The organism is Streptomyces sp. NPDC005898 (assembly GCF_040629635.1).
GTDB lineage: Bacteria > Actinomycetota > Actinomycetes > Streptomycetales > Streptomycetaceae > Streptomyces.
Genome location: NZ_JBEXWC010000037.1, coordinates 28744 through 48261, shown reverse-complemented (window position 1 = coordinate 48261; position 19518 = coordinate 28744). Strand labels below are relative to the sequence as shown.

15 protein-coding genes are annotated in these 19518 nt (G+C 71.8%); 8 read left to right on the top strand and 7 right to left on the bottom strand.

All coding sequences use genetic code 11. From position 1 onward, the window contains the following. Positions 1-404: 404 nt before the first annotated feature. On the top strand, positions 405-854 hold the full coding sequence (locus tag ABZ385_RS31355; RefSeq protein WP_358585198.1) for a PTS glucose transporter subunit IIA: 450 nt from the start codon (positions 405-407) through the stop codon (positions 852-854). A gap of 77 nt (positions 855-931) precedes the next feature. Next, a complete protein-coding gene (ptsP, locus tag ABZ385_RS31350; RefSeq protein WP_358698048.1) occupies positions 932-2602 on the top strand; it encodes a phosphoenolpyruvate--protein phosphotransferase in 1671 nt (556 codons plus the stop codon). A gap of 72 nt (positions 2603-2674) precedes the next feature. On the opposite strand, the gene ABZ385_RS31345 is transcribed toward ptsP, so the two are convergent. Together ABZ385_RS31345 and ABZ385_RS31340 are read right to left on the bottom strand one after the other, a co-directional pair. Further along, positions 2675-3568: a hypothetical protein gene (locus tag ABZ385_RS31345; protein WP_358914005.1), complete on the bottom strand. Its 894-nt coding sequence runs from the start codon at positions 3566-3568 to the stop codon at positions 2675-2677. Between the two features lie 83 nt (positions 3569-3651). Then, positions 3652-5637, bottom strand: coding sequence for an acetoacetate--CoA ligase (locus tag ABZ385_RS31340; protein WP_358914004.1), 1986 nt, complete (start codon positions 5635-5637; stop codon positions 3652-3654). Positions 5638-5851: 214 nt separating this feature from the next. Between ABZ385_RS31340 and ABZ385_RS31335 the strand changes: the two genes are divergently transcribed. Next, complete coding sequence (locus tag ABZ385_RS31335) at positions 5852-8227, top strand: glycoside hydrolase family 31 protein (RefSeq protein WP_358914003.1); 2376 nt, start codon at positions 5852-5854, stop codon at positions 8225-8227. Positions 8228-8525: 298 nt separating this feature from the next. Here ABZ385_RS31335 and ABZ385_RS31330 read toward each other — a convergent pair whose 3' ends face one another. Beyond that, complete coding sequence (locus ABZ385_RS31330) at positions 8526-9059, bottom strand: NUDIX domain-containing protein (protein ID WP_358585208.1); 534 nt, start codon at positions 9057-9059, stop codon at positions 8526-8528. A gap of 72 nt (positions 9060-9131) precedes the next feature. Here ABZ385_RS31330 and ABZ385_RS31325 point away from each other — a divergent pair, with 72 nt between their 5' ends. The 5 genes from ABZ385_RS31325 to glpK all read left to right on the top strand — a co-directional run bounded on the left by ABZ385_RS31325 (position 9132) and on the right by glpK (position 14454). Continuing rightward, on the top strand, positions 9132-9938 hold the full coding sequence (locus tag ABZ385_RS31325) for a M15 family metallopeptidase (protein WP_358698127.1): 807 nt from the start codon (positions 9132-9134) through the stop codon (positions 9936-9938). A 222-nt stretch (positions 9939-10160) separates the two neighbouring features. After that, complete coding sequence (locus ABZ385_RS31320) at positions 10161-10607, top strand: benzoylsuccinyl-CoA thiolase (protein WP_358585212.1); 447 nt, start codon at positions 10161-10163, stop codon at positions 10605-10607. Next, complete coding sequence (locus tag ABZ385_RS31315; RefSeq protein WP_358585214.1) at positions 10604-11794, top strand: lipid-transfer protein; 1191 nt, start codon at positions 10604-10606, stop codon at positions 11792-11794. The genes ABZ385_RS31320 and ABZ385_RS31315 overlap by 4 nt, the downstream gene beginning before the upstream one ends. 361 nt (positions 11795-12155) lie before the next feature. Then, the gene (locus tag ABZ385_RS31310; RefSeq protein ID WP_358585216.1) at positions 12156-12911 is read left to right on the top strand and encodes an MIP/aquaporin family protein; all 756 of its coding nucleotides are present in this window, start codon (positions 12156-12158) and stop codon (positions 12909-12911) included. 22 nt (positions 12912-12933) lie between these two features. Further along, positions 12934-14454 (top strand): glycerol kinase GlpK, encoded by a 1521-nt coding sequence (glpK, locus tag ABZ385_RS31305; RefSeq protein WP_358914002.1) that lies wholly within the window; start codon positions 12934-12936, stop codon positions 14452-14454. 101 nt (positions 14455-14555) lie between these two features. On the opposite strand, the gene ABZ385_RS31300 is transcribed toward glpK, so the two are convergent. The 4 genes from ABZ385_RS31300 to ABZ385_RS31285 all read right to left on the bottom strand — a co-directional run bounded on the left by ABZ385_RS31300 (position 14556) and on the right by ABZ385_RS31285 (position 19098). Then, positions 14556-15161, bottom strand: a complete 606-nt coding sequence (locus ABZ385_RS31300) for an ATP/GTP-binding protein (RefSeq protein WP_358585220.1) — start codon at positions 15159-15161, stop codon at positions 14556-14558. 110 nt (positions 15162-15271) lie between these two features. Then, complete coding sequence (locus tag ABZ385_RS31295; protein ID WP_358585240.1) at positions 15272-15715, bottom strand: DUF742 domain-containing protein; 444 nt, start codon at positions 15713-15715, stop codon at positions 15272-15274. A gap of 84 nt (positions 15716-15799) precedes the next feature. Continuing rightward, positions 15800-16240: a roadblock/LC7 domain-containing protein gene (locus ABZ385_RS31290; RefSeq protein ID WP_358585222.1), complete on the bottom strand. Its 441-nt coding sequence runs from the start codon at positions 16238-16240 to the stop codon at positions 15800-15802. Next, the gene (locus ABZ385_RS31285) at positions 16237-19098 is read right to left on the bottom strand and encodes a nitrate- and nitrite sensing domain-containing protein (RefSeq protein ID WP_358585224.1); all 2862 of its coding nucleotides are present in this window, start codon (positions 19096-19098) and stop codon (positions 16237-16239) included. Before ABZ385_RS31285 ends, ABZ385_RS31290 begins: the two co-directional genes overlap by 4 nt. Between the last annotated feature and the right edge of the window lie 420 nt (positions 19099-19518).

Genomic DNA, 19518 nt, shown 5'->3' with positions numbered 1-19518 from the left:
TCTATCAGACTCTTTCGTGTCCGATTTCCTCGGTGCCTTTCCGGTTCCCGCTCCGGCCTTTCGGCTTTCGCGTTTCCCTTTCCGGCGGCTCCGACATTATCAGATCTCATTCGACTCTCTGACCACAGTCACCGCGGCATGCGGAACCAGACTCAGGGATAGGATCTGTCGTGAAGGATGTCGCCGAGCCGGGACGCTGAACCGCGTCCCACGACCTCAGGCAGAGTTCGACTCTACATCGCCGCACGGGCGGGCGCAAATCGTTTGAGCTGCGCCCCTACGTCCGTCAACCGGGATCTGTCGTGCGGAACCGGGACTTCTTATGACTTACGCTTCTGATCAGCGCGTCGTCCAGGACAGGCAGCGACGGCGGCTACGAATCTCCACCCCCTGGGAGGCATGCCATGACCAGTGTTTCGTCCCCGCTTGCAGGACGCGCCATTGGACTGTCCGCAGTACCGGATCCCGTCTTCTCAGGTGCCATGGTCGGCCCTGGTACGGCCATTGATCCCGTGCGCGAGGCTTCCGAGGCCGTGTCCCCCGTGGACGGCATCATCGTCTCTCTGCACCCCCACGCCTTCGTGGTGGTCGACGATCAGGGTCACGGCGTCCTGACGCACCTCGGCATCGACACGGTGCAGCTCAATGGTGAGGGCTTCGAGCTCCTCGTCAACAAGGGGGACACCGTGCGGCGCGGCCAGGCCGTGGTGCGCTGGAACCCCGCCGCAGTTGAGGCCGCCGGCAAGTCCCCCGTGTGCCCCGTCGTGGCCCTCGAAGCCACGGCCGAGTCCCTCTCCGCGCTGGTCGAGGACGGCGACGTGAAGACCGGCGACGCGCTCTTCTCCTGGAAGTGACGTCATCGCCGTCACCGACGGCGCTCAGCACAATCAACGCGGCGGCTTCGCCCGCCGCACTATCGGAGACGGGTGAGATGGAGACAACGCTGCGAGGCGTCGGTGTGAGCCACGGTGTGGCGATCGGCGAGGTTCGGCACATGGGCACGGCGGTTCTCGAGCCGCCGGCCAAGCAGATTCCCGCGGAGGAGGCCGAGCGCGAACAGGGGCGCGCCCGCCAGGCCGTGGAAGCTGTGGCGGCCGACCTGAATGCACGCGGCAATCTGGCCGGCGGCGAGGCCCAGGCGGTGCTCGAGGCACAGGCCATGATCGCTCAGGACCCGGAGCTCATGTCCGACGTCGACCGGCGCATCACCGTCGGCAGCACGGCCGAGCGCGCGGTCTACGACGCGTTCTCCCACTACCGTGAACTGCTGGCCGGCGCCGGTGAGTACATGGCCGGGCGCGTGGCCGACCTCGACGACGTGCGGAATCGCATCGTCGCGCGGCTGCTCGGTGTCCCGATGCCGGGTGTGCCGGACAGCGACGAGCCGTACGTACTGATCGCCCGGGACCTGGCGCCCGCGGACACGGCTCTGCTCGACCCGGCGCTGGTGCTCGGCTTCGTCACGGAAGAGGGCGGCCCGACCAGCCACAGCGCGATCCTCGCGCGGGCGCTCGGTGTGCCCGCCGTCGTCGCGCTGCCGGGTGCCGGTGAGCTCGCCGAGGGCACGGTCGTGGCCGTCGACGGCAGCACCGGTGAGATCTTCGTGGACCCGAGCGCGGAGAAGCGGGAGCAGCTGGCGGCCGCCGCCGCCGAGCGCAAGGCCGCGCTCGCCGCGTCGACCGGGCCGGGCGCCACGTCCGACGGGCACAAGGTGCCGCTGCTCGCCAACGTCGGTGGTCCCGCCGATGTGCCGGCGGCCGTCGAGGCGGGTGCCGAGGGCGTCGGTCTCTTCCGTACCGAGTTCCTCTTCCTGGACGACAGCACCAAGGCGCCGTCCGAGGAGAAGCAGATCGAGGCGTACCGCAAGGTTCTCGAGGCCTTCCCCGAGGGCCGTGTCGTCGTGCGGGTCCTGGACGCCGGTGCGGACAAGCCGCTCGACTTCCTGACGCCGGGCGACGAGCCGAACCCGGCGCTGGGCGTGCGGGGTCTGCGGACGCTGCTCGATCACCCGGAGGTGCTGCGCACGCAGCTGACCGCGCTGGCCAAGGCCGCCGAGGGACTGCCGGTGTACCTGGAGGTCATGGCTCCCATGGTCGCGGACCGCACCGACGCCAAGGCGTTCGCGGACGCGTGCCGCGAGGCCGGGCTGCGGGCGAAGTTCGGCGCGATGGTGGAGATCCCGTCGGCGGCTCTGCGGGCGCGCTCGATCCTGCAGGAGGTCGAGTTCCTCTCGCTCGGCACCAACGACCTCGCGCAGTACGCCTTCGCGGCCGACCGGCAGGTCGGGGCCGTGTCGCGGCTGCAGGACCCGTGGCAGCCCGCGCTGCTCGACCTGGTCGCGATGTCCGCGGAGGCGGCGAGGGCCGAGGGCAAGAGCTGCGGCGTGTGCGGCGAGGCCGCGTCCGACCCGCTGCTCGCGTGTGTGCTGACCGGTCTGGGGGTCACCTCTCTGTCGATGGGTGCGGCGTCCATTCCCTACGTGCGGGCGACGCTCGGCAAGTACACGCTGGCCCAGTGCGAGCGTGCCGCCTCGGCGGCCCGTGCCGCGGACACCGCCGAGGAGGCCCGCAAGGCCGCGCAGGCGGTCCTCTCGGGCGAGTAGCGCGTAGGCGTGCAGCCCGCTTGCTCCCGCAGGGGGCGTTCCACCGAGCCGGTGGGACGCCCCCTGCGGCGTTCAGTGCGTGTGGCCCCTTTCCGGTCCGTCGTCCTCGAGGTCGGGTGCCGCGCAGTAGTCGACGCCGGATTCGGGGGCCACGAGGTCTCCCGAGATGGCGTCGGTGCAGTACGCGTCGAAGACCTCGGCGGCGGTGAGGGGCTGGAGTCGTCCGCCGCTCATGCGCCAGCCCTGGACGCGGTCGCGGGTGCCTTCGGCGATGCAGCGCAGCACCATGCCCGCCGGGCGGTGGGCGGCGATGCCGACCGCGAGGACCGTGGCGAACTCCAGTGCCTCGGTGTCGTCGAGCCGGGCGCTGCCGTCCTCGTCGACTTCCACGTGCAGCGCGGCCAGGAGGGTCTCGGCGTCGGAGGGCACGCTGCACACCAGGTGCCGGATGCCCGGGCCCGCGGCGTGGAGGGCGCGGGTGATCAGTTCCGATGCGCGGGCGAACGCGGCGCGGCCGATGTCCTCGCCGCAGGTGGCGCAGGGACCGGAGCGGGCGAGCACCATCGTCGCGTACTCCCAGGTCGCCTGTCGGACCGCCTGGTCGACCAGGTCGGGCAGGAGGTCGGCGAGGGGCTGGCCGTCGTAGGGCACGGTGGGGCCGCCCGATGCCAGTTCCGCGGTGAAGCGGGTGCGGCTGGCGGGGGTGTCGGGGTCCAGGCCGGTCTGCGCGCAGTACTCCTCGTACTCCTCGGGGTCGAAGAGGGTGAGGGTGGTGTGCCTGCCCTGCGAGGCGAGGGTCTTGAGCAGGGCTTCGACCTGCTGGAGGTAGATGTCGTGGTCGTCGAAGGCGAAGGTGCGGTAGCGACGCATCGCCGCGAAGTCCTCCTCGTCGGCCAGCAGGCCGATGGTTCCGGCGACTTCGCGGCGCAGAGCACGTCGCATCGTGTCGTTTCGGGTGTGCGCCATGGTTCCCCCTGCACTCGGTCGATCAATGCTCACTCAGAGTAATCATGGGCACTGACAACGGCGTCGAGCTGCGGGGAGACGGCTCAGCGGCGCTTGCGGGCGAGGTCCTCGTAGAAGTGGAGGAGGTCGAGGTCGTCGACCGAGCCGGGGTTGACCGCCTTGTTCAGCGGTGTGCCTTGCAGGAGGCGCTTGACCGGGACCTCGATGCGCTTGCCGGTGAGGGTGTGCGGGATGCCGGGCACCTCGATGACCTCGTCGGGGACGTGGCGCGGGGAGAGCTGCTCGCGGATGATCCGCTTGATGCGGTCGCGCAGGGCGTCGTCGAGCCGTGCGCCCGGCGCGAGGTGGACGAAGAGCGGCATCCAGTAGCCGCCGTCGGGCTCCTCGAGGCCGATGACGAGGGATTCGCGGATCTCGGGCAGGCGCTCGACGGCTTCGTAGATGTCGGCGGAGCCCATGCGGACGCCCTGGCGGTTGAGCGTGGAGTCGGAGCGGCCGTGGATGATCACGGAGCCGCGTGAGGTGCGGGTGATCCAGTCGCCGTGGCGCCAGACGCCGGGGTAGGTGTCGAAGTAGCTGTCGTGGTAACGGGTGCCCTCCGGATCGTTCCAGAAGTGGATGGGCATGGAGGGCATGGGGTTGGTGACGACCAGTTCGCCGACCTCGTCGGTGAGCGGCTTGCCCTGGGGGTCCCAGGACTGGAGGTCCGTGCCGAGGCAGGGGGCCTGGAGTTCGCCGATGTGGACGGGGAGCGTGGGGACGGCGCCGGCGAAGCAGGAGCAGACGTCCGTGCCGCCGCTGACCGAGGCCGTCCACAGGCCGCCGGGGGTGTCCGCGAACTCGTCGTGGAGCCAGCGGAAGCCGTCGGGCGGCAGGGGGGAGCCGGTCGTCGCGACGCACTTGACGCGGGAGAGGTCGAAGTCGCGGGCCGGGTGGACGTCCGCCTTGCGGCAGGCCATGACGTAGGCGGCCGAGGTGCCGTAGAGCGTGGCTCCGGTGCGCTCGGCGACGCGCCACTGGGCGCCGGTGTCGGGGTAGCCCGGGCTGCCGTCGTACAGGACGATGGTGGTGCCCGTCAGGAGGCCGGAGACGAGGAAGTTCCACATCATCCAGCCGGTCGAGGTGTACCAGAAGAAGCGGTCGTCGGGTCCGAGGTCGCAGTGCAGGCCGAGCTGTTTGAGGTGCTCGACGAGGATGCCGCCCTGGGACTGGACGATGGCCTTGGGCAGGCCGGTGGTGCCGGAGGAGTACAGCACCCACAGGGGGTGGTCGAAGGGCACCGCTTCGAAGACGGGTGCCACGTCGGCCGCGGTGAGGGCGGACCACTCCAGGGCGCCTTCGGGGGCGTCGGTGCCGAGCAGCGGGATGTGGACGACCGCGCGGAGGCCGGGCAGTTCGGAGCGGAGTTCGGCGACGGTGTCGCGGCGGTCGTGTTCCTTGCCCCCGTAGCGGTAGCCGTCGACGGTGAACAGGACGACCGGTTCGACCTGCTGGAAGCGGTCCAGCACGCTGCGGGCGCCGAAGTCGGGGGCGCAGGAGGTCCAGACTGCTCCGACTGCGGCGGTGGCCAGGAGCGCGACGACGGCCTGGGGGATGTTCGGCAGGTAGCCGCTGACGCGGTCGCCGGGGCGTACGCCGAGCGCGCGCAGTTCCGCGGCCAGGGAGCCGACCTGTTGGCGCAGTTCGGCCCAGGTGACGGGTCGCGGGTCGTGGCTCTCGTCGACGTGCAGGAGGGCCGGGGTGTCCGCGCGCGCGGGGTCCTCGGCCGCGCGCAGGGCGTGCTCGGCGTAGTTGAGGGTGGAGCCGGGGAACCACTGGGCGCCGGGCATGGAGCGGTCGCCCAGCACGCGCGCGTAGGGGGTCGTGAAGCGGACGTCGAACCAGTCGGTGACGGCCTTCCAGAACGTCTCCAGGTGGGTCACCGACCAGTGGTGCAGCGCTTCGTAGCCCCCGTCGGCCGGCGCGCCGTGGTGCTCGGCGGCCCAGGCCTGGAACCGGGTTACCTGTGCTGCGGCGATCCTCTCCGGGCTCGGCTGCCAGAGCGGCGCGGGGTTCGCTGAGGACGTCATGGGGCGGCTCCCGGACTGTACGCGTCGTATGCGTGTGGAGTGCGCACGTGCTGGGTGTGCGCGTGGACACGGCTGAAAGGGACGATGCCACGTGATCGACTTCCGCACCAGGGTGTGCTCCGCGCGGTCGGTCCGGCCGCTGTGCGCCCGGCCGTAGGTGAACGGCAGTTGAACGCACCACATGGGCGGTGTTCTCGGTGGCAGGGTGAGCGGCATGAGCGGTCGTGACCTGGTGCGTTCGGTGAAGGCGGTCGGCATGGTCAACGCGGCGCGGGGGTTGCGCACGGTGCGTTCGTCGTGGCGCAGATGGCGGGCGGATGCGACGGGGCCCGCCTCTCGGGGTGGGGAGCGGGCGCGGGTGCCCGGCCCCGTGGTGAAGGTGGAGCCGGGGCCGGGCGGTGGGGTGGTGCGGTTCGCGCGGTCCGAGCTGCGGGTGCGGGTGACGTCCGGTGGCGCCGTGTTCTGGGGGTGGGACGGCGCGGGGCCCGAGCCGTCGTACGGGTTGCGGGGCGCCAGTCCGGAGGCGGATCCGCGGGCGGTCCTGGAGCCCGACAAGGCGGGCGGCTGGCGGGTGGTGTCGGAGCGGGCGACGGTGGTCGTGTCGCGTCAGGGGGCCGTCGAACTGCGCACCCCGGGTGGGGTGATGCTGCGGCGCGATCTGCCGCCGCGCTGGTGGGAGTCGTCCGAGGGGGGTGTGGCCCGCTGGGTGCAGCGGTCGGAGGTGCCGGCCGACGCGCGGTTCTTTGGACTCGGGGGACGGGCCGGCGGTCCTCGGCTGCGGGACGGGGCGTACCGGTTGTGGAACACCGATCCTGGGGGCGGTTTCGGGGCGGGGGACGATCCGCTGTCCATCACGATGCCGGTGCAGGTGGTGGTGGCCGACGCCGGTACGCATCTGGTCTTCCACGACAACACGTGGGAGGGCGAGGTCCTGGTCCGGGAGGGGCAGGAGGGGGCCGGGTCGGGACATGACCGGGGCGGCTCGTGCGAGGTGCGGATGGCGGGCGGGCCGCTGCGGTGCTGGGCGATGGTCGGCACTCCCGCGCGCGTGCTGCACACCTGGGCGTCGCTGACGGGTCCGCCCGTGCTGCCGCCGTCGTGGGCTCTCGGGCACCATCGCGCGTGGCGGGGGCCCGGCGGCGAGGAGGAGGTGCGGCGGATCGCCGCGGGCCACCTGGAGCACGGGTTGCCGCTGGACGCCTTGCATCTGGGCATCGCGCACGGTGAGGCGCATCAGGTGTTCACGGTCGACAAGGAGCGCTTCCCGAAGCTGCCGCAGTTCGCGGACGAGCTGCGCAGGGAAGGGACTCGGCTCGTGTCGGTCGTGGGTCCGGCGGTGAAGGCCGGGCCGGGCGTCGGGGCGTACGACAGCGGGGTGGCCGCCGACGTGTTCGTACGGGACGCGGCGGGACGCCGGGTACGCGGTGTCGCGTGGCCCGGCGATGTGCTGTATCCGGACTTCACCGGGCCACGCGTGCGGGAGTGGTGGGGCCGTCTCTACCAGGAGCGGCTCGACCAGGGGTTCTCGGGTTTCTGGCACGACATGGACGAGCCGGTGTCCTTCGCCGCGTTCGGGGAGGCGACGCTGCCGCGTTCGGCGCGGCATTCGCTGGAGGGGCGGGGCGGGGATCACCGGGAGGCCCACAACGTGTACGGGCTGGCGATGGCTCGTGCCGCCTACGAAGGGCTGCGGGAGGTGCTTCCCGAGGAGCGGCCCTTCTTGTTCTCGCGTTCCGGGTGGGTGGGGATGCAGCGCTACGGAGGGGCGTGGTCCGGCGCCGTGTCGACGGACTGGCCGGGGCTGCGGGCCGCACTGTCGCTGGTGTTGGGGCTCGGGCTGTGCGGTGTGCCGTACTCCGGTCCTGATGTGGGCGGGATCGACGGCAGCCCGTCTCCGGAGCTGTATCTGCGCTGGCTGCAACTGGGGGCGTACCTGCCCCTGTTCCGTACGCGCGCGAGTGTGGGAGGCGGTCGGCGCGAGCCCTGGGAGTTCGGTGCGGAAGTGCTGGGGCACGCGCGCGTGACGCTCCTGGAGCGCAGGCGTCTGCTGCCGTATTTCGTGACGCTCGCCCAGTTGGCCCGGCGGACGGGGGCGCCTTATGTGCGGCCTTTGTGGTGGGGCTGTCCCGAGGACAGGGCGCTGCGCGAGTGCGGGGACGCGTTCTTGCTCGGGGATTCCTTGCTGGTGGCGCCGGTGCTGGAGAGCGGCGTGCGGCAGCGTGCGGTGCGGTTGCCGCCGGGGCGGTGGTACGACACGGCCACCGGAAAGGCGTACGCGGGTCCCGGCCAGGTGCGGGTGGAGGCGCCGCTGTCGCGTATCCCGGTGTTCGCGCGGGCGGGCACAGTGCTGCCGGTGCGGGGGCGTGACGGCGGCCTCGAACTGGAGGCGTGGGCGCCGGCCGAGGGGCGTACGGGGAGCGGTCTGGTGATCGCCGACGCCGGTGACGGGTGGGAGGAGCCGGAGGTCGAGAGGTTCACGACGCGGTGGAGCGCCGGGCGTGTGGTCGTCGAGAGGGACGGCGGCGAGGAGGGGCGGGTGGCGCCGGGGCGGCCGGTGCGGGTGCGGGGGCTCGGGCTCGCCGAGGGGTAGGACGGGGGCGGCGTAGGGGCCGCACGGTGCGGTTTCGGCTGCGGCTGATTTCCGGTTGGGGCTCGGCCCGGGACACGGCTCGGTCCGGGACGCGGCTTGGTTCCAGCTGCGACTCGGTTGCATCCGGGACGCGCGGCTCGGTTCCGGCCACGGCCAGTTCCCGTGCGCGGTCTGGTCTCGGGTGCGGCTGGTTCCCCTGCGGCGGCCCACCCGGGGGGTCGGCTCGCCCCGGGTCGCCGCTCGGTCCCCGCCGCGGCCTGGCGCGGCCGCCGCCGCGGTGGGGAGTGCTGGGCGGGGGTCAGATGTAGCGGCCCTCGAACCACGCGCGTGCCGCCAGGGTGTGGAGCGGGAAGGCCAGTTCGGCGGGGCGGCGCAGTATGTGCCAGCCCTCGGTCTCGTCCGTCGCCACGGAGGCCGGCAGGTCGGCGGCCGGGCGTTCGGGGAGCAGGCCGAAGATCAGGAGATGGCCCTCGGGGTCGCTGGCCGCGTCGATCAGGCGGATGTCGCGGCTCTGGGCGCTGATGCCGGTCTCCTCCTTCAGCTCGCGCACGACGGCGTGCCGCCAGTCCTCTCGGTCGTCGACGAAACCGCCGGGCAGGGCGATGCCGCCGAGCGCGGGGGCGATGGTGCGGGTCACGACGACCAGGCCGGTGCCCTGGGTGTCGTACACGGGCTGGAGGGCCACCGCCACGGGAAGGGGATTGCGGTAGGCCACGGTGGTGCAGACGGCGCAGGTGCGGGGCCAGCCGGAAAGCTGGTCTTCGTAGGGCGCTCCGCAGCTCGAACAGTGGGAGCCCGGGGCGGAGTTGGTGAGGTGTGGGGATGCGGACACGCCGCGGACTGTATCCGATCTCCCCGGCGTCGGTCTTCCCTGGTCGGGGGTGATCCTGGTAGACGCAGGGGCATGACAGCATTTGCCCCTGTTCTGCGTGCCCTGGTCGCCGCTACCGCCGCTCTGCTGGCCGTGGCGGTGGCCCCCTCCCCCGCGTACGCCAGACCGGAGCCGAAGGCTCCGAAGGAGTTCGTGGCGTTGCGCGACGTCGACCCGACGATCATCCAGGAGATGCGCTACATCACGCCCCACAACTTCGTGGGCGAGCCCATAGACGGCTACAAGAAGCCGATGTGCATCCTCACGGCGCCCGCGGCGAGGGCGCTGCACAAGGCGCAGCGTTCGTTGCTGCGCAAGGGTTACTCCCTGAAGGTGTACGACTGCTACCGGCCGCAGCGGGCCGTGGACCAGTTCGTGCGGTGGGCCAAGGATCTGGGCGATGAACGCATGAAGGCGGAGTTCTATCCCCATGTCGACAAGTCGCGGCTGTTCGCGGACGGGTACATCGCGGAGAAGTCCGGGCACAGTCGCGGTTCGACGGTGGATCTGACCGTCGTGAGGCTGCCGGCCCTGCCGACGCGTCCGTACGTGCCCGGTGAGCCGCTGGCGCCGTGTCACGCACCCTGGAGCGAGCGCTTCCCGGACAACTCCGTGGACATGGGGACGGGGTTCGACTGCTTCGACACGCTGTCGCACACGGACGATCCACGCGTGAGCGGGCAGCAGCGGGCCCACCGCGAGCTGCTGAGGGGCGCGCTGTCCGAGGCGGGGTTCGTCAACCTTCCCGAGGAGTGGTGGCACTTCACCCACAAGCCCGAGCTGTTTCCCGACACGTACTTCGACTTCCCCGTCTCGCGGCGATCGCTGACGGGGCGCTGACGGGCGGCGCGCGCGGCGTACGAGAGGGCGACCGGGGCCACCCCCGTCGGTCCCGGTCGCCCTCTCCGATACTCGGACGCGAAAGCGGGCTGTCCGGTTCCCCCGGCGCCGGCCTGTGTGGCCATCGGATCTCGCGGTCTCCGGCTGCCTCTCCCCTCACGAAATCCGGTTGCCCGTGCCACACTCCTGACGATCCGTCAGTTCGAGTGCCATGGAGGAACCTTGTCGCGTACGCGCACCCCCGTAGTGGCCGACTGGTTCGCCGGGGAGGGTGAGAGCTTTTGTCTGCTGGGGACGCGCTGCTCGGTCTGCGCCTGCGTCTTCTTCCCGCGTGAGGACGCCTACTGCCGCAATCCCGGCTGCGCGGGCGGTGATCTCGTCGAGGTGCCGCTGTCCCGGTGCGGGCGCGTCTGGTCGTACACCGACGGGCGCTACCGCCCGCCCGCGCCCTACGTGTCCGACCCGGAACTTCCCTGGCGCCCGTACACGTTGATCGCTGTGGAGCTGGAGGCGGAGCGCATGGTGGTGCTCGGGCAGGCGGCTCCCGGCGTCTCGGTCACCGACCTGGAGGTGGGCATGGAGGTGGAGGTCGTCCCCGGCGTGCTCCACGAGGACGAGGCGACGATCTGGACGACCTGGCACTGGCGGCCCGTGGGGGTGGGCGCATGAGCGGCGAGGTGGCGGTGCTCGGCGCGGGCATGCACCCCTGGGGGAAGTGGGGGCGCGGCTTCGTCGAGTACGGGGTGGTGGCGGCGCGCGCCGCCCTCGCGGACGCCGGGGTCGACTGGCGGGACGTCGGTTCGATCGTGGGCGCCGACACGGTCCGTGGCGGCTATCCGGGTCATGTCGCCGGGGCGACGTTCGCCAAGGCGCTCGGCTGGCAGGGGGCGCGGGTGGCGAGCGTGTACGCGGCGTGCGCGTCCGGCGCCCAGGCGATCGCCGTCGCGCGGACCCAGATCCTCGCCGGTATGGCCGACGTGGTCCTGGTGGTCGGGGCCGACGCCGCGCCCAAGGGGTTCTTCCGGCCCGCCGGCGGTGATCGGCCCGATGACCCCGACTGGCTGCGGTTCCGCGTCCTCGGTGCGACCAACCCGGCGTACTTCGGGCTCTACGCCCGCCGCCGGATGGCGGTGCACGGCGACACACTGGAGGACTTCGCCCAGGTCAAGGTGAAGAACGCGGCGATGGGCGCCCTCAATGGGTACGCCCGCTACCGCAAGGCCGTCACGGCCGAGGAGGTCGCAGCCTCGGCGGTCGTCGCCGATCCGTTGCGGCTGCTCGACATCTGCGCCACGTCGGACGGAGCCGCCGCCCTGGTGCTGTCCAGCATGGAGTTCGCCCGGCGGCACGGCGCGCCGGACCCCGTGCGCGTCCGCGCGGTGTCCACGGTGACGCCGACCTATCCGAGCGCGGTACTGGACCTGCCGGACATCGCCACGGACTCCGCGGCGGTGGTGGCGCCCGCCGCCGAGACGTTCCGGGCGTCCATCGCGCGAGCGGCCTACGAGGAGGCGGGCATCGGTCCCGAGGACATATCCGTGGCGGAGGTGTACGACCTGTCCACCGCTCTCGAACCGCAGTGGTACGAGGACCTCGGGCTCTGCGGCGAGGGCCAGGGGGCGAAGCTGCTGCGGGACGGGGTGACGGCCATCGGCGGGCGCGTGCCCGTGAACACCAGTGGCGGGCTCGCGTCCTTCGGCGAGGCCGTGCCGGCGCAGGCGCTCGCGCAAGTCTGCGAAATCACCTGGCAGTTGCGGGGCACCGCCGGACCTCGGCAGGTCGCGGGCGCGCGCGTGGGGCTCACCGCGAACCAGGGGCTTTTCGGCCATGGGTCGGCGGTCGTCGCGGTGCGCTGATCCGCTCCCGGGACGCTCCGGGGGAAGGTGTCCCACCGGTTAACCGGTGTCGTCCGCGACCTTGACGCTCCATCACCGCCGGTGAACACTTCCGGTGTCAGTCGGCGTCGCCGCACCTCGGCTCCACGCGCGCACAGAGCCTCTGCGCGTGCGAAAGGTCCGCACGCAGGACCTGGTCACCAGGTCATCCCCCATGGGCGATGTGACTGCCACGGCACGCTCGCACGGACGCCGGGCAGGGCGCGGGAGACTCCCTGCCCCCGGCTGCGTCAGCCGGTCGTATCCAGGCACCGGCCGTGGGAAACGCACCCTGCACGGAGTACCGGGGCGCACTGCCCCGGGCGAGGGCCTAGGAGCCGCCATGTACTCGAACGGGGACATCTTCGTCGGTGAGGTCATCGGCACCGCGATCCTGATTCTGCTCGGCGCCGGCGTGTGCGCCGCCGTCACGCTCAGCCACTCGAAGGCAAAGGCCTCCGGGTGGGTCGTCATCGCCTTCGGATGGGGTTTCGGGGTGCTCGCGGGCGCCTACACCGCGGGACCGCTCTCCGGTGGGCACCTCAATCCGGCCGTCACGCTCGGCATCGCCATCGACACCGGCGAGTGGGGCAAGGTCTGGGTCTACGTGCTCGGCCAGCTGGTCGGCGCAATGCTCGGCGCCGTGCTCGCCTACCTCGTGTACCTGGCGCAGTTCAACGCCAACGGCGCGCGAGGCGTGAAGGACGAGGTGACCGGCGCGCACGAGCCGACACCGACACTCGGCATCTTCTCGACCATCCCGGAGATCAGGAACCCGGTCGCCAACGTCATCACCGAGGTCATCGCCACCGTCGCGCTGGTGCTGCCGGTCCTGGCCTTCGGGCTCACCAAGGGCCTCGGCGAGTCCGGCACGCAGACGCTGATCGTGGCCTTCCTCGTCGTCGGCATCGGTCTGTCCCTGGGCGGTCCCACGGGCTACGCCATCAACCCGGCGCGCGACCTCGGTCCGCGCATCGTGCACGCGTTCCTGCCGATTCCCGGCAAGGGCACGTCCGACTGGAGCTACGCCTGGGTTCCGGTGGCCGGGCCGCTGATCGGCGGCGCCCTCGCGGGCCTCATCTACAACGCAGCCTTCTGAGTCCTCCCACCAAGGAGTAGCCATGCCGGACAGCTCCGGGAAGTTCGTCGCCGCCATCGACCAGGGCACCACCTCCAGCCGCTGCATCATCTTCGACCAGGGCGGCGCGATCGTCGCCGTGGACCAGCGCGAGCACCGCCAGATCTTCCCCAAGCCCGGCTGGGTGGAGCACGATGCCACCGAGATCTGGTCCAAGGTGCAGGCGGTGGTCGCGGGGGCGATCGCCAAGGCCGGGCTCCGCGCCGACCAGGTGAGCGCCCTCGGCATCACCAACCAGCGCGAGACGACGGTCCTGTGGGACCGCGCCACGGGCAAGCCCGTGCACAACGCGATCGTCTGGCAGGACACCCGTACCTCGGGGCTCTGCGACGACCTGGGCGGCACGGACGGCCAGGACCGCTTCCGCGAACAGACGGGGCTGCCGCTCGCCAGCTACTTCTCCGGGCCCAAGGCGGCCTGGCTGCTGGACAACGTGCCGGGGCTGCGGGCGCGCGCCGAGCGGGGCGAGATCGCGTTCGGCACCATCGACTCCTGGCTGATCTGGAACCTCACGGGCGGCAGGGACGGCGGCAAGCACGTCACCGACGTCACCAACGCGGGCCGCACCATGCTGATGAACCTCCACACGCTCCAGTGGGAGCAGTCGATCCTGTCGGCGATGGACATCCCGGAGGCGATGCTGCCGGAGATCAGGTCGTCGTCCGAGGTGTACGGCACGGCCGTGGGGCAGCTCTCCGGGGTGCCCGTCGCCTCCGCGCTCGGCGACCAGCAGGCGGCGGTGTTCGGGCAGGCCTGCTATGACACGGGGACGGCCAAGAACACGTACGGCACGGGCAGTTTCCTGCTCCTGAACACCGGTGACCGGCCCGTTCCCTCGAAGAACGGGCTGCTCACGACCATGGGCTACAAGATCGGCTCCGAGGCGCCCGTGTACTGCCTGGAGGGGTCGATCGCGATCACCGGCGCCCTGGTGCAGTGGTTCCGCGACCAACTCGGCATCATCCGCCACGCCGACGAGATCGAGACCCTCGCCCAGAGCGTGGCCGACAACGGCGGGGCGTACATCGTGCCCGCCTTCTCCGGGCTGTACGCGCCGTACTGGCGCTCGGACGCGCGCGGTGTCGTCACGGGGCTCACCCGGTACGTCACCAAGGCGCACCTCGCGCGCGCGGTCCTGGAGGCCACCAGCTGGCAGACCCGTGAAGTGGTCGACGCCATGTACCAGGACTCCGGGGTGCGGATCACGACCCTCAAGGTGGACGGCGGCATGACGAAGAACAATCTGCTGATGCAACATCAGGCCGATGTCCTCGGGGTGCCGGTGATCAGGCCGAAGGTGTCCGAGACGACGTGCCTGGGCGCCGCCTACGCGGCAGGGCTCGCGACCGGGGTGTGGCACGACCTCGACGAGCTGAAGGCGCACTGGCAGCGGGACGTGGAGTGGTCGCCGCGGATGGACGCGGCCACGCGGGACAAGGAGTACCACCACTGGCGCAAGGCGGTGGAGCGGAGTTTCGGCTGGCTGGAGGACGGCGAAGGCTAAGCCGAGCGAGCCACGGCCCGTACCCCGGTCGGCGGGGGTACGGGCCGTGCCCCCGGGCCACCACGTAAGACGAAGACCTGACTACGTGGCAGAGGGGCCTGTCACGTCGTCGCCGGCTCCCTGGCCGCCGCGGCCGCCGCCATCGCGTGTTCCACGACGTCGATGAGGACGTCCTTGACGGACTCCCGATCACGCGCGTCGCAAAGCACGACAGGCACCCTGTCGTCGAGATCGAGGGCCTGCCTGACGACCTCCGCGGGGTAACGGGAGGCGCCCTCGAAGCAGTTGACGCCGACGACGAACGGTATGGAGCGCCGCTCGAAGTAGTCGACGGCGGCGAAGCAGTCCTCCAGGCGGCGGGTGTCGGCGAGGACCACCGCGCCGAGCGCCCCCGTCGCCAGTTCGTCCCACAGGAACCAGAAGCGGTCCTGCCCCGGTGTGCCGAAGAGGTACAGGACGAGGTCCTCGCGCAGGGTGATGCGGCCGAAGTCCATGGCCACGGTGGTGGTGCGCTTGCCCGCGACACCGCGGGTGTCGTCGACGGGCCGGCCGGCCTCGCTCAGGGTCTCCTCGGTGCGCAGCGGCTTGATCTCGCTGACCGCGCCGACGAGGGTCGTCTTGCCGACACCGAAGCCTCCCGCCACCAGGATCTTCAGGGTGACCGGCTCGACGGCGGCCTTGCCGCGCTCAGTACGCCGGAAGATCATCGCTCACTTCTCCTGGATCAGTGGTGTCACGCGGGGCCGGTCCGTATCCGCCGCCGCCAGGGGTCTCGCTCACGGATGGGTGGCCGGGCCCGGCCACCCCCACGCGCCGTTCAAAGGGCCCGCAGGCCGCTGATCACATCGCGCAGGATGCTCTCGTCCGGCAGCTCGGCCGGGGGGACGGGCCGGGTCACGTGCACCAGTTCGTCGTCCACCAGGTCACCGATGAGCACGCGGATCACACCGACGGGCAGGTCCAGTTCGGCCGCCAGTTCGGCGACGGACTGCGGCGCGTCCCGGCACAGCTCCACGATGTCCACGTGCTCCGGGGACAGTCTGTGGTCCGCCTCCGGATCGGCCGCGGCCCGCTCCCCCGCCATGACGACCGCGATGAGGTCGAGGCGGTGCTGGGCGGGGCTCGTGGTGCGACCGCGCGTCATGGCGTACGGGCGTACGACGGGGCCGGCGTCGTCGTCGAACCAGCGGGGCGTCTCCTGCGGCCCCGGCGTCTCCCGGGGCGCCGCCTGCCGTGGCGCCGTGCCCCGGTGCCGGGGCAGCCCCGGCACCCCCGCTCGTCCGGGTATCCCGCGCAGTGCCTTCGTTCTCTGCGTCCCTCGACCGTCGTGGCTCATGCCCTCCCACTACCCTCCCGCGGGCAGGTCCGTGCGCGGTGCCGTACCCAGATGCACACCCACCCTCTTGACCAGCAGCGTCATTTCGTAGGCGACGAGGCCGACGTCGGAGTCGGCTTCCGCGAGGACGGCGAGGCAGCTGCCGTCGCCCGCGGCCGTGACGAAGAGGAACGCGTCGTCCAGCTCGACCACGGTCTGGCGGACCCTGCCCGCCTCGAAGTGCCGGCCCACGCCCTTGGCGAGGCTGTGGAACCCGGAGGCGACGGCGGCGAGGTGCTCGCTGTCCTCCCTCGTCAGGTTCTTGGACACGCCGGTGGGCAGGCCGTCGCCGGAGAGCACGAGCGCCTTGCGGATGCCGGCGACGCGCTGCACCAGGTCGTCCAGGAGCCAGTTCAGCTCGCCCGGTCCCCCGTTCGTGATGGTGTGTGCGTCGGCCTTCGGTGCGGTCATCGACCGTTCCCCTCAGATGTCGTTCCTGGTGCTGTGCCGTCCGTGGCGTCGTCCCCGGCGGCGTTCTCGTCGCGGCCGCGCTGCCAGCCCCTCTGGAGGGAGGCCATGCGGCTGCGTACCTCTTCCGCGTCGCGCTCCTCCGGCCGGGTCCCGGGGCGGTCGGAGCGGCGGTCGGGGCCGTCCTTCAACTGCGGGGCGAGGCTGGCCTGCCGGACGCGGCGGGGCAGTCCGCCCGGGTCGGTCGTCGGGGCGTCCTCCCGGGTGCCGCGGCCGGGGGCGGCGCCGCCCTGCGGGCCGGTACGGCGGGAGCGCCGGGGCAGTTCGGGCGCCGGGTCGGCGGTGGTGGCGTCCTGGTGCGGCGGTGACAGATCGGGCCAGGTGGGGCGCTGCCGGGGTGCCGGGGGCCGCGGGGCGTCGTCCTCGGCCGCGCCGGCCTGGGGCCGGCCGTTGTCCTGCGGCCGGGTGTGTGTCACGGGGCGCCCGTGCGAGCTGACCAGCTTCGGGGTCCTGCGGCGCGGCAGCGGTACGGGCCCCGCGGAGAGGCGGTCCTCGGTGAAGCGGGCGTCGGCGAGGTCGTCGCCGGGGCGGGCGGAGGACTCGGGGCGCGCCGAGGGGCGGGCCGGGGTGAGGTCGCGGCGGGTCGGCTCGGGGCGGCCCGTCTCGTGGTCGTCGCGGGCCTGCTGGTGCTGTTCGCCGGGTATGCCCGCCACCCGGCGGCGCGGGCGGAAGAGGTCGCCGCGCTCGCTGTCGTCGTCGCCGAGTGCTCCGGGGAAGGGGTCGAGGTCCCCCATGCCGACGGGCGCCTCCAGTTCCACCGGGCCGTCGAGCACGGAGGCGGGCAGGCCGGGGAGCCGCACGGGCACCTGGGCCAGGGCCGCCGCGCGGTCGGCCGCCTCGTCCGTGCTGGGCACGGTCTCCCTGGTCCGCGACCGGTCGAGGCGGAAACCGGCGCCGGCGGTGTCGGGCACGTCGTCGGTGAGAAGGGCCTCGGGGATGAAGACGACGGCGGTCGTGCCGCCGTACGGAGAGGGCTGGAGGGAGACGCGGACCCGCTGGCGCTGCGCGAGCCGGCTGACGACGAAGAGGCCGAGCCGGTCGGTGTCGGACAGTTCGAACTCGGGGGTCTCGGCGAGGCGGAGGTTCGCGTCGAGGAGGGCGTCGGCGGCCATGCCGAGTCCCCGGTCGTGGATCTCCAGGGTGAAGCCGTTGGCCACGTGCTCGCCGAGGACCTGCACGGCGGTGTGCGGCGGCGAGAACACCGTGGCGTTCTCCAGGAGTTCGGCCAGCAGGTGCGTGAGGTCGGCCACGGCGGGGCCGGTGACCGCGATGCGCGGCAGGCGGCGCACCTCGATGCGCTCGTAGTCCTCGACCTCGGCCACGGCTGCGCGCACGACGTCCATGAGCTGGACGGGCTTGCGCCACTGCCTGGACGGGGCGGCTCCGGAGAGGATCACCAGGCCTTCGGCGTGGCGCCGCATGCGGGTGGTCAGGTGGTCGAGCCGGAAGAGGTCGGCCAGCTCGTCGGTGTCCTCGGTCCTGCGCTCCATGGTGTCCAGGAGCGTGAGCTGCTTGTGCAGCAGGACCTGGCTGCGGCGGGCGAGGTTGACGAAGACCTCGGAGACGCCGCGCCGCAGGTCCGCCTGTTTGACGGTGGCCTCGACGGCGGCACGCTGCAGGGTGTTGAGGGCCTGCCCGACCTGTCCGATCTCGTCCTTGTCATACGTGAGCCGGGGCGCCTCGGTCTCCACGTCGACCTGTTCGCCGGCCGCCAGGCGGCGCAGTACGCCGGGCAGGCGGACGCCGGAGGCCTCGTGGGCCTCCAGGCGCAGGCGGCGCAGGTCGCGGATGAGGCCGCGTCCGATGCGTACGGACATGAAGAGCGAGACCAGCAGCGCGAGCAGACCGAGCACGCCGGCGAGGACGACGCGCACGACCACCCCGACGGCGACGGGCTCGACGCGTTCCTGGAAGCGGTCGCTCGCCTCGTCGTCGCGCTTGGCGAGGTCCTTGAGGGTGCGGCCCGCCGTCTCGTCCCAGTGTGCGGACGTCACCGCGTGCGGGGTGCCCGGCACGGACTCGACGACGTCCTTCTCGGCCTTGCGCAGCTGGGTGGTCTCGGCGCCGTTCCAGTAGCGCTCGTAGCGGGCGCGTTCGTCCTCGGGCAGCGGCGGGAGGTTCACCTCGTACAAGAGGGTGCGCTGGGCCCTCAGCTCGGCGACCTGGCGGATCTCGTCCCGGGTGACGCGGCCGGAGACGAGTGCCGACGCGAGCAGCGCGTCCTCCCGTGCGAGCAGTTCACGCGCGCGTGCGACACCGATCAGCGCGCGGCCCTGCTGGTCGAGGCCGGCGTCGTCGAGGCCGTTGAGGGTGGTGAGCAGGCTGAAGCAGGGGTCGATCAGTTTGGAGTACATCTTCAGGGCGCCCGCGCGGGTGACCGTGCCCTCTTCGACGGTGCGGCGCAGCGACTCGATGCCGTCGAAGGCGTCGAGGAGCGAGGCGAGCCGCTGTCGGGAGTTGCCGTCGATGCTGTCGCGGACGTCCTCGTCCTCGGCGTTCGCGCGGACCTCGGCGATCATGTCGTCGGTCACGTCACGGCTGCGGCGCAGGGCCGCGAGGGCGTCGGAGGCGCGCGGGTCGGCGAGGTGGACGAGGGTCTGGCGGCGCTCCTGCTGGAGCACGCGGACCGTGTCCTCGATGGGGTAGCCGATCTTGTCGACGATGTTGGCCGAGTCGAGCAGGGCGCTCGCCTCGCGGCCGGTGATGACGGTGGCGAAACCCCAGATCGCGGTCAGGGAAACCAGCGGCACGAGCAGCAGTGCCACGATCTTCCGGCGGATGGACTTCCCGCGAAAGCGCATGGCCTCCCCCAGATCGGCCCCTGCGGCCGTTGCACGGGCCAGGGGCACACATGTGCGTCAACAAACGGCGCGAGCCTACTACTGACCTCCGAGCAACTCGAAGACACATCCGAACGCTTTTCGGCCGTGACGAGAAAGGGACGTCCCTAGTTGTCCCCCCATTACGGGAGATTGCGTCCCAGCATGTGGGGCATCGCGCCGGGCCTCATCGGCCTTACGCGGCACGCCAGTTGGCCGGAACTCTTCGCTTCACGGAACCGGAGCGGGAATCTTTCCGATCTCTCGTTCGTCGGTCAGGGAGAGACGGTGAAGAGTGGTCGGACCGCGGGTGGGCCGTGGGGCGGGTGACATAAAGGGCAGTAAACCGGGCAGCCACAGGTGAGTTGGGTCGAAGGGCCTCACCGGAGGGTTGTTCGTGAA

Bases quoted from the DNA above. Each gene is read 5' to 3' on its own strand.
- ABZ385_RS31355 (WP_358585198.1), top strand. From the start codon at position 405: ATGACCAGTGTTTCGTCCCCGCTTGCAGGACGCGCCATTGGACTGTCC.
- ptsP (WP_358698048.1), top strand. From the start codon at position 932: ATGGAGACAACGCTGCGAGGCGTCGGTGTGAGCCACGGTGTGGCGATC.
- ABZ385_RS31345 (WP_358914005.1), bottom strand. From the start codon at position 3,568: ATGGCGCACACCCGAAACGACACGATGCGACGTGCTCTGCGCCGCGAA.
- ABZ385_RS31340 (WP_358914004.1), bottom strand. From the start codon at position 5,637: ATGACGTCCTCAGCGAACCCCGCGCCGCTCTGGCAGCCGAGCCCGGAG.
- ABZ385_RS31335 (WP_358914003.1), top strand. From the start codon at position 5,852: ATGAGCGGTCGTGACCTGGTGCGTTCGGTGAAGGCGGTCGGCATGGTC.
- ABZ385_RS31325 (WP_358698127.1), top strand. From the start codon at position 9,132: ATGACAGCATTTGCCCCTGTTCTGCGTGCCCTGGTCGCCGCTACCGCC.
- ABZ385_RS31315 (WP_358585214.1), top strand. From the start codon at position 10,604: ATGAGCGGCGAGGTGGCGGTGCTCGGCGCGGGCATGCACCCCTGGGGG.
- ABZ385_RS31310 (WP_358585216.1), top strand. From the start codon at position 12,156: ATGTACTCGAACGGGGACATCTTCGTCGGTGAGGTCATCGGCACCGCG.
- glpK (WP_358914002.1), top strand. From the start codon at position 12,934: ATGCCGGACAGCTCCGGGAAGTTCGTCGCCGCCATCGACCAGGGCACC.
- ABZ385_RS31300 (WP_358585220.1), bottom strand. From the start codon at position 15,161: ATGATCTTCCGGCGTACTGAGCGCGGCAAGGCCGCCGTCGAGCCGGTC.
- ABZ385_RS31290 (WP_358585222.1), bottom strand. From the start codon at position 16,240: ATGACCGCACCGAAGGCCGACGCACACACCATCACGAACGGGGGACCG.
- ABZ385_RS31285 (WP_358585224.1), bottom strand. From the start codon at position 19,098: ATGCGCTTTCGCGGGAAGTCCATCCGCCGGAAGATCGTGGCACTGCTG.